This is a genomic window from Chitinophaga sp. 01L420, from assembly GCF_056399985.1.
The window spans coordinates 52,009-62,046 of sequence record NZ_JBFTSK010000048.1 but is presented as its reverse complement, the minus strand read 5'-3'; the positions used below and the strand labels follow the sequence as shown (position 1 = coordinate 62,046).

9 protein-coding genes are annotated in these 10,038 nt (G+C 44.6%); 6 read left to right on the top strand and 3 right to left on the bottom strand.

From position 1 onward, the window contains the following. The 3 genes from AC1DP6_RS30610 to AC1DP6_RS30600 all read left to right on the top strand — a co-directional run. Positions 1-680 (top strand): hypothetical protein (locus AC1DP6_RS30610; protein WP_477058286.1); only part of this gene is annotated, 680 nt, incomplete at its 5' end. 9 nt (positions 681-689) lie between these two features. Next, a complete protein-coding gene (locus AC1DP6_RS30605) occupies positions 690-1,481 on the top strand; it encodes a DUF3108 domain-containing protein (RefSeq protein ID WP_477058285.1) in 792 nt (263 codons plus the stop codon). 124 nt (positions 1,482-1,605) lie between these two features. Further along, entirely contained in the window at positions 1,606-2,310 is a 705-nt protein-coding gene (locus AC1DP6_RS30600) for a response regulator transcription factor (protein WP_133807343.1), read from the top strand. Between the two features lie 101 nt (positions 2,311-2,411). Here the strand turns inward: AC1DP6_RS30600 and ruvB are convergent, their stop codons facing one another. Further along, positions 2,412-3,440, bottom strand: a complete 1,029-nt coding sequence (gene ruvB, locus AC1DP6_RS30595) for a Holliday junction branch migration DNA helicase RuvB (protein ID WP_477058284.1) — start codon at positions 3,438-3,440, stop codon at positions 2,412-2,414. Between the two features lie 104 nt (positions 3,441-3,544). On the opposite strand from ruvB, the gene AC1DP6_RS30590 reads away from it, so the two are divergent. The 3 genes from AC1DP6_RS30590 (at position 3,545) to AC1DP6_RS30580 (ending at position 8,197) form a co-directional block, all read left to right on the top strand. Then, the gene (locus tag AC1DP6_RS30590) at positions 3,545-5,953 is read left to right on the top strand and encodes a TlpA family protein disulfide reductase (RefSeq protein WP_477058283.1); all 2,409 of its coding nucleotides are present in this window, start codon (positions 3,545-3,547) and stop codon (positions 5,951-5,953) included. Positions 5,954-5,961: 8 nt separating this feature from the next. Further along, on the top strand, positions 5,962-7,281 hold the full coding sequence (locus tag AC1DP6_RS30585) for a M20/M25/M40 family metallo-hydrolase (protein WP_477058282.1): 1,320 nt from the start codon (positions 5,962-5,964) through the stop codon (positions 7,279-7,281). 154 nt (positions 7,282-7,435) lie between these two features. Continuing rightward, positions 7,436-8,197 (top strand): hypothetical protein, encoded by a 762-nt coding sequence (locus tag AC1DP6_RS30580; RefSeq protein ID WP_441576492.1) that lies wholly within the window; start codon positions 7,436-7,438, stop codon positions 8,195-8,197. A gap of 48 nt (positions 8,198-8,245) precedes the next feature. On the opposite strand, the gene AC1DP6_RS30575 is transcribed toward AC1DP6_RS30580, so the two are convergent. Then, a complete protein-coding gene (locus AC1DP6_RS30575) occupies positions 8,246-9,097 on the bottom strand; it encodes an endonuclease/exonuclease/phosphatase family protein (protein WP_477058281.1) in 852 nt (283 codons plus the stop codon). Positions 9,098-9,166: 69 nt separating this feature from the next. Continuing rightward, on the bottom strand, positions 9,167-9,778 hold the full coding sequence (locus AC1DP6_RS30570) for an RNA polymerase sigma factor (protein ID WP_477058280.1): 612 nt from the start codon (positions 9,776-9,778) through the stop codon (positions 9,167-9,169). Positions 9,779-10,038 lie beyond the last annotated feature (260 nt).

Here is a 10,038-nt window from a genome sequence, read left to right as displayed (position 1 = left end):
GTGTAGGCGAGTACGGTGGACGCATCCTTTATCTCAAAAATCATAACAAGCTGAAAGCCATTGCTGCTACTATAGTAGGAAGTTTTAGCCAGCTGATAGTGACTATTATTTTTGGGTTAATTGGTTTACTCTACTATATCAACAACTTCGCGCTGGCAAAGGAGAGCGCTTTCCTGAACCCTTCCTTATGGCAGAAAATAATCCTGTTTGGCGGAGTTCTTATTTGCGGCCTGATTATATTGTTATATTTTCGGTTACAAATTATTCTGTCTGTATTTGAAAAGGTACCTTTCCTACGTAAAGCAAAGGTGTTTGTTCAGATCATAGTCAAATATTCATCCGGCGAATTACGTTACCTGTTGCTACTTTCAGCCCTCCGGTATATAGTCTTCTCGGCACAGTATTTGATTTTGTTGGACGCACTTGGTGTGGAGTTCATGTGGTGGCAGGCCTTCTTATTGAATAGTGTAATTTATCTGGTAATGGCGGGCGTTCCTACTATCGCCATTGCAGAACTGGGGGTACGTGGAAAAGTGAGCATCTTTTTCCTTGGGTTGTTAAGCTCCAATACCGTGGCTATTATAGCAGCTACGGTAGGTATATGGCTGATTAACCTGGTACTACCGGCCGTTTTGGGAAGTGTGCTGTTGTTAGGAGTAAAAATTTTTAAGGAAAAATAGCTTCCATCAATGAAGTATCTTCTACTAATCATCTTATGGCTCTCCTGTATTCAACGTGTTGAAGCGCAAAACGATTTCTGCTCTATCCGTAACAGCAGCTTTAATGCCGGCGAAAGTATTACCCTGAAAGTATTCTATAATCTTGGCAAAATGTATGTAGGCGCCGGGGAAGCTACTTTTAATGTAGGCCTCGAACGCTTTGCTAACCGCGATGTATACCATGTGGTAGGAGATGGTAAAACCTACAGGGCTTACGACTGGATCTTTAAAGTACGTGATAAGTACGAGAGCTATATTGATACCGCCACCCTGCAGCCCCTGAAGTTTATCCGTAATGTAAATGAAGGCGGTTATAAGATCTTTAACAACGTCATCTTTAACCAGGCCGGTCATCAGGCCATCAGTACCAATGGTACCTTTACGGTCCCCCCCTGCGTGCAGGATGTGATCAGTGCCATCTATTACGCCCGTAACATCAACTTCGACAAGTACGTGTCCGGCGATAAAATACCCTTTGCCATGTTCCTCGATGACCAGGTATATAACATCTACGTCCGATATATGGGCAAAGAAGAAATCAATACTAAATTCGGTAAGTTCCGCGCCATCAAATTCAAGCCACTCCTGATTAAAGGAACCATCTTTGAAGGCGGGGAAAAAATGACCGTATGGGTAAGTGATGACGCCAATAAAGTGCCTTTAAGGATAGAAAGCCCCATATCAGTAGGCAACATTGTGGTAGATATGATCAATTACAGTAACCTCCGTTACCCCTTTACATCGCTGCTGAGTAAGAAATAGAACATATTAACGGCATATCATAGTAATAGTTTTAACAATTCATTTGACTGCTGGCGCCCAAATTTTACCGACCTTTCGTGCCGCAGAAAAACTTTATATTTGTTATAATCAATCCTTTATGATTATGGAAGAACGTAAACCGAAAATATTATTGGCTGAGGATGATACCAATCTGGGTATGGTGCTGAAAAACTACCTGGAGCTGAATGACTATGATGTGGAATTGTGCCGCGATGGTATCCTGGCTCTGGCAGCCTTCCGCCGCGAAAAATTTGACATCTGTCTGCTGGACATTATGATGCCAAATATGGACGGATTTAAACTGGCCGAAGAAATCAGGGACGTAGATCCTGATATTCCGCTTTTCTTCCTTTCCGCTAAAACCATGAAGGAAGATATCATCCAGGGTTATAAACTGGGCGCAGATGATTATATATCCAAACCATTCGACAGCGAACTGCTGCTGCTGAAAATTAAAGCTATCCTGAAACGCAACCAGGAGCTGAACAACAAGGAAGAAGAAGTACACGAGTTCATTATCGGCTCCTATGCTTTCAACTCCCGTCTGCGCACACTGGCACATAACAATGAAACACATACGCTCTCTCCAAAAGAGAACGAACTGTTGCACATGTTATGCGAACACAAAAATGATCTGCTGCCACGCGAACTGGCACTGAAAAAAATATGGGGTAGCGATACCTACTTCAATGGTCGTAGTATGGATGTATACATTGCCAAACTACGCAAATACCTGAAGGATGATTCCAATATTGAAATCGTGAATATTCACGGTAATGGTTTCAGACTGGTAGTGAAAGAAGTGTAATGAATCAGCTTTTAGCTATTAGCTTTTAGCTTTTAGAAAAAATGCAGCGGAGATTATCTCCGCTGCATTTTTTCTAAAAGCTAAAAGCTAATGGCTAAAAGCTAAAACAATAAATTAGAGCCGCCTCTGTAAGAGGTTTTACCCAGGTGGATATAGGCTTTCTCTGTTACTTCCCTTCCTCTTGGCGTACGTTTAATAAAGCCTTCCTGTATCAGAAACGGCTCATATACTTCTTCCAGGGTGCCGGATTCTTCCCCTACAGCTGTGGCAATGGTAGTAATCCCAACGGGGCCTCCCTTAAAGTTTTCGATGATCACATTGAGAATACGGTTATCCATTTCGTCAAGACCGTATTCATCTACGTTCAATGCTTTCAGACTTAACTGCGCTATTTCCATATCTATCACACCAGTACCAATTACCTGAGCAAAGTCGCGCACCCGGCGCAGCAATCCGTTTGCAATACGTGGAGTGCCCCGCGAACGGCGTGCTATTTCGTTGGCCGCATCGGAGGTGATTTTTGTATTCAACAATCCTGCGGCGCGCCACAGAATCTTTTGCAAAGTGGCGGCATTGTAATACTCCAGCCTGGATTTAATGCCGAAGCGCGATAACAACGGCGCAGTGAGCAATCCTGACCGGGTGGTAGCGCCTATCAGCGTAAAAGGTTGCAGGTTAATTTGTATGGAACGTGCACTCGGACCCGTATCTATCATGATATCGATGCGGTAATCCTCCATGGCCGAATACAGGTATTCTTCCACTACAGTGCTGAGCCGATGTATTTCATCAATAAACAGTACATCTTTATCTTCCAGGTTGGTGAGCAAACCGGCCAGGTCACCGGGTTTTTCAATGACCGGCCCGGAAGTTTCGCGGATATTCACCCCCAGCTCGTTCGCCACAATGCGCGACAATGTAGTTTTACCCAGCCCGGGAGGGCCGTGAAACAACACATGGTCGAGTGCCTCGCCACGCATTTTTGCCGCTTTAATGAATATTTTCAGGTTCTCGATAATTTGATCCTGACCCGAAAAATCCATGATCTCCCGGGGACGTATGCTATTCTCAAACTCTTTCTCAGCGGCGCTGAGCTTGGTTTCGTCTGGTCTTAAAGGCTGATTGGACATAATTGTATAGGCTCAAAAATACGCAAATATTCAAAGGAAGCAGGCAGCTATTGTATGTTAGTCTTTATATCACTATTTTCAGAAATCTAAACTTGTTTCCCTGTATGCCAAGATTACCGTTGTTACTCGCCCTGATTGCCCTTTGCGGCAGCACTTTAAAAGTAACCGCCCAATCTAAATTTAAGCAGCACGACAGTTGGCTGTATCGTCTGGAAATGTATGACCACTTTTTACCGGATGAGCAGCAGTATACAGAGAAGGTGTATCGGATTACAATTACCCGCGTCAATAAGGATGGTACAGCTGATGCGGAGGCGATACTCCAAAGCATGTTGGTAAAGAGTAAAAATAATAATTACAATACGGCGGATCCATCGACCTATCAGGTAGATAGGATGATGACAGAGATGCTATTGCTGTATCATCCACTGGCGTTCAAAATATTTCCAAACGACAGCATCGGAGAGCCGGTGAATGCAGCAACGTTGGCGGCTGTAACCAGAGCGTCGTTGGGGCTAGGACTGGATGTGCAGACCTCCATGACCACGATGTGGAAAATTTTGCCCTATAATATGAGTGGAATGTTTGCGCCTTTCCCTGCGAAAGTGGCCGTCAATTATCAGTGGACCGCTGGACGAAGGACTTACCGGGTGGAATCTTTAGAGAACGGCAACATCAACATTACAGGTAGTCAGTTGGCATCTCCGACAGACCAGCTAAACATGTCTACTACTTTTTCGTATACGCTTTCACGTAGTACACGTCAGGTACTGGTATTTAAATTTGACCACCGCAGTCTCACCGGAAAACCAGCGGTGAGTTACGTTACTACAGGTACCCTGTTACCTGCTGCCACCAAAATACCCGCTGCTGATACCGCATTTTTTAACGCCCTGGTGCGCTTGAGTTATTTCAGTACTGCACTGGATGTAAGAAACGACCCCGATTCCGTCCGGGTAGCTGATTTTCTGGCGTTGAATCTTCCCCGGTATGGTAATAGTCTACTATTTAAAAAGGCGCTGTTGAGTTTAAACCGGGGGCTTTCTCCATATATCCGGGAGGTGTATAACGACGCCCTGAACAGCATACCTTCCTATGCGCTGGCAGGTGATATGTCGGCACTATTTAATAAATTGCAGCATACCTCCTCCGTGGATGCCGATTCTGCGATGGTGCTGATAAGGCTGTTGGCGGTATATAAGAAAGACCTGAACGGATGGCTGGACCAGTCTTTTTCTCAACATTTGCTCCCGCAGTCGTTTGATACCACAGATGCCAGGAAAGAATTTATGGCAGCAGGGCTAAGTGAAAAAGCCATTCAGCGAATATTTGAAGAGGCACGCAGGAGTCCCGCTAATGCACAGCAGATCGTCAACAGGCTGGCTATGGACCCTGACAGCACCATACAGGCTTCCGTTAAACCAATGGCGCTGTGGAACAAAGCCATGCATACAACGGACACGGCTATATTAAAAAATATTTCAGGGCAGTTTAATAATATTAGTGCGGCAGAGATGACACTGGGTAAAGCCGGCCGTTATGAACTGCTGGTGTATGATATCCTCCGCAAAGCTAAGCTGCATAAGGAAGCGGATGCACTGCTGGATAGAACGCTGGAAGACCTGAAGAGCAACCAGGCGGATACTGCATTCTGGATCGCTCATCCAGAATTGAAAGAAAAGAAATATGCCAACCGGAATATTCTTGCCCATGCCTATCATCTCAAATATGAGCAAACCCTCCCAAAAGATAAAAAAGCAGCCCTGAATTATCTGGCCCTGGCCGCCGCCAATGCGCCGAAAAATAATGAGGAGAAAGCATATGATAGTTTTTATGATCGCTCTTTCCTGAACTCGAAAGAAGATTATAGTCCGGAGTTTGCAGAGGCACTTACTGCGCTGGGTAAACCGGAAGAGGCGATGAGGGTGCTTTCGAAACAACTGATATCTAACCCGGATATGCTGGAGACGGCAAAAAATATGTTTGAGAAAAATTTTCCGGATAAATCCTTCCAGGACTATTTCCGGAATGTACTCCTGAAAGAATGGGAACAGGCGCCGGACTTTACACTCACCGGCCTGAATAATGAAAGCTTCCGGCTGGCAGACTATAAAGGCCAATGGCTGCTGCTGGACTTCTGGGGTACCTGGTGTAGTCCCTGCCGGCAGGATTTACCCCATCTTAACCAGCTGGCGGCAGAAATAAAAGCAGGTAAGCATCCCGGGAATGCGATACTCGCCATCTCCTGCCGGGAACCCCTGGAAACGACCCGGGAGTTTGTGATAGCCAATAAGTATGTTTTCCCCGCTGCCCACTCAGACAGTAAAGTAGAAAAATTGTACAATGTGCGCGGTTATCCTACCAAAGTGTTAGTTTCACCTGAAGGGAAAATGTTAGACTTGCAGTTCGGAACTGACTATGCGGCCATTCTCAACATGTATAGCAGTATTTACGCACAACAAGACAAAGAAAGACCATCAACGATCAAAATAGACAACAAGAAAAAGGACTAACTGCTTATATGAAGAAATCACTGTTATTATTTTTAGCTGCCGGCAGTATGGCTGTTACCGGTTATGCCCAGGAAATTAAAGAAAAAGAAGTTGCCCGCATTATAAGCACGCTGGCAGCAGACGATATGGGTGGCCGTTTACCAGGTACACCCGGTATTGAAAAAGCCGCGGCGTTTATCAGCGGTGAGTTCACCAAAGCGGACCTTCAGCCTTTAACCGGAGAAAAAAACTTCCTGCAGGAGTTTGGTAAGTTCCGGCTCCAACAAACCAGTGTAACCCTTACCGTTAGTGGACAGGAAAAAGACTGGCCGGTTATCCCTATTGGCGCAGGGCGCAGTTTTGACTGGGAAAAAGACAGTAGCTATGCAGCCGTACATGTGAAAGATCCCGGTGAGCTGATGAAAATATTGCGTCATCCGGAATTAATGGAAAGAAATGTGCTGGTATGGCTAGCGCCTTCCATGGCGGGTTTCCTGGGTGATCTGAGTGCCTCTTTTTCAGAACGGAGCTATGATACCAAAGCAGAACTGGAAGCGGCCGGTGCTAAATCATCCGAAGGAAAACATATTATACTGGTATACGAAAAAGAACCTGTAGCAGATACGGCTTCCTGGAGTATTCATCTCCGGAGGGATATCAGCAGTCAACATTTTGCCAACGTAGCGGGCATGATTAAAGGTAGCTCCAAACCGGATGAATATGTAGTGTTTTCAGGTCACTATGATCACCTGGGTACATTGCCTGCAGTAGCCGGGGATAGCATCGCGAATGGCGCAGATGATGACGCATCGGGTACCACCGCTGTGATTATGTTGGCAAAGTATTTCAAAAAGCATCCTCCGGTTCGCTCCGTTATCTTTGTTGCCTTTACAGCAGAAGAAACGGGTGGACATGGCTCCCGTTACTTTTCTGAAAAGCAGAACCCGGATAAAGTAGTGGCGATGTTCAATATTGAAATGATCGGAAAGGAATCCAAATTTGGAAGGAACAGCGCCTTTATTACCGGGTTTGAACGTTCTGATTTTGGCACCATCCTGCAACGTAACCTGAAAGGATCTACGTTTAGTTTCTATCCGGATCCTTATCCTGAGCAAAACCTGTTTTACCGCTCAGATAACGCCACACTGGCCAGACAAGGGGTGCCGGCACATACCATCTCTACCACCCAGATAGATAAAGACCAGTTTTATCATACCGTAGATGATGAGCTGTCTACCCTGGACGTGAGTAACATTACAGATATCATTAATGCCATCGCTATTAGCGCGGGTACCATCGTGAATGGAACGGATACGCCTACACGAATTGAAAAGGCATCGCTTAAATAGGATTCCGTATTAAAACATCATATATTGATCCGGTTGTGCATCGCATAACCGGATCATTCTTTTTAAATTAACAGTGAATGCATTTGTTTTCCCAATTTCTTTATTAAATTTACCATAAGAATATCCCCATTAGTCATTAAAAACCATATCGATAATGAAAACCGGAATCCTACAATTCTGCGGTGCTGTCGGCATTGCTACTATCCTGCTATCTTCTTGTTCCAACAAGGATATGGCCGGACCAGATCCACAACAACCAATTGACAACTCGGACGTAGCCAGTGTGAACTACGAAATTTCAACAGTCAATCAAACTTCCACGTTATCACCGGACGCTTCAGGACGCTTATCAGCTCTCACAGGAGATGCAGCGATGGCCAAAGCAGCTCCTGGTGGTTTCGACATTACCTGGGACACTGCTACGGCACGTTTGAGAGAAATCCGCTTTGATGCAAAGCGCGGCAAAGACGAACTGGAATTTAAATTGAAAACAGACCGGCAGATAGACCTGAAAAAGGTACCTGCTGTACTGGGCGCCATCAAGATTCCCAAAGGTACTTACCAACAGGTAAAAGTGTATGCCAGAGTAGAAGGGGATAAGAAAGACCCGGCAGTAAGACTGAAAGGTTTTATTACCTGGGAAAGCAAAAAGATCCCGGTAGAAATTCTGCTCTCCGGCCGCATTGAACTGATGGCCAAAGGAAAGGACGTAGTAGTTACTGACACAAAGATTGACTGGAAAGGTTCCCTGAAAATCTCCATGGACCTGATTCTGACCAAACTGCAGATCGGTGACTTTACCGGCTCCTTTAGCAGTGGTAAATTACAGATCAGCATTGATGTAAACGGCAACCTCCATAACAAGGTGGTGGATGCACTGGAAAACAGTATGTCTGTAGAACACACTCACGACTAAGCTTTATTGTCAACGGGTGTATCAAACAGGCTGATACACCCGTTGCTATTAATTAATGATCACCTCTGTATATACGGCAAAATGATCCGAAGCATATCTTCCCTCCCAGGTTTCAGAAATGCTGGCATGCTTTAGTATATTGAATTTTCCTTTCAGAAAAATATAATCGATAGGCTGGTTTTCCCTTTCAGCAATATTCCATCCGTTGAAAGTGCCTACAGGGCCAAAATGTGGCGTTTGACTGATAGCTTTGCTATCTGTCAGGTGCAATGGATCATTTGAATTCATAATGATCTGAATGGGCTCATCTGAAGGGATGGCATTGAAGTCGCCGGTAACGATTGCGGGCGTATTGCCTGCTAAGGCATGCACCTGTTGTATCAGGAATTTAGCACTTTCCCGGCGCGCAATTTTGCCCATGTGGTCGAAGTGTGTATTGAAGTGGAAAAAAACTTTCTTTGTTTTTTTATCTCTGAATTTACCCCAGGTAACAATACGGGTACAGGCGCCATCCCAGCCTATTTTTCCTGCAACAGTGGGCGTTTCCGACAACCAGAATGTTTGGCTGTTCAGCAATTGCAAACGTGTGGTGTCGTAAAAGATAGCCGCATATTCTCCCTTCGTTTTACCATCATCTCTGCCTACGCCAATGCTTTTATAGGCGGGTAGCCGTTGTTGCAGGTCCTGCATCTGATCATATAATGCTTCCTGTACACCTACTGTATTAGCGCCATAGAACAATACTTCCGAAGCTACTTTATCTTTGCGGTGAGGCCAGCCATTTAAGCTATCGTCCGGATTATTATAGCGTATATTAAACGTCATCACCTTCAACGGAACCTGCGCCGCCATTGTGCCCATCATCAGGCAGCAAAGACCTGACAGCAATAGTTTTCTCATACCAAATAAATTTTACTGCGTAAAAATAGTATCTGTTGCTATAAAACCTAATGAATAGCTGACAATTTACTATTTCATCATTTCCATACGGAAATTGGCGAGGAGTGTAATGAGTACTGCAGGGGATATCTGCAGGATATCACGCATGTTTTGTAAGGCGCGGGCAGAGAGCTTATAGGCGCCTTTTACAGAGAGGTTCATAATAGCCGCAATGCTTTCATAGTCCAGCTCTTCGAAATATCGGAGATATAATATTTCCTTTTGCCGGGCATTCAGCTGATTCAAAGCATTCAACAACCGCTGGTGTTGTGTCTGTAGTTGTTCTTTTTTGATGTAGGCAGATTCTGTGGAGAAGTGTGCCAGGAAATCATGTTGCTCCTGATCGAAAGAAATAAGGACGGCATTTTTTTGTGGACGCAGCCGGTTGTAGATGATGCTTCGCAGCGATACCAATAAGTATGGGCGCGGATTCACAGGTGTACTGAGGGTATCCTTATTGGTCCATAACTTAATGAAAAGCTCTTGTATAGCGTCTTTTACGAGGTCCTCATCCGAATGCAAGCGGATGCCATACTCATATAACCGTTGAAAGTAACGGTCATATATAGTAGCAAAGGCTTGTTGACTGCCTTGTTGTAATGCTTCCCAAAGTGTGATGTCGGTAGTCGCAGAAGAATCCATTTCCCAGTTGATAGGCTAAATGTACAAAAAATAGTATAGCTGCAAGGGGCAACTATCTCCACGTATATTTATTATTAAATATGAAAAATTTCTCCGCATATAAAACCAATGAAATCAATACTTCGATAAGTTTTAATTAGAACAGCTGTCAGTAAAGGAGATGTACGATTTTATTTTGAATGATATTAATCAGGCGTTACCAGCATTACCTGAAAATGCGGAGGATCCTTTGTTTGCGAATAAAGCAGCAGGTTTTTTTA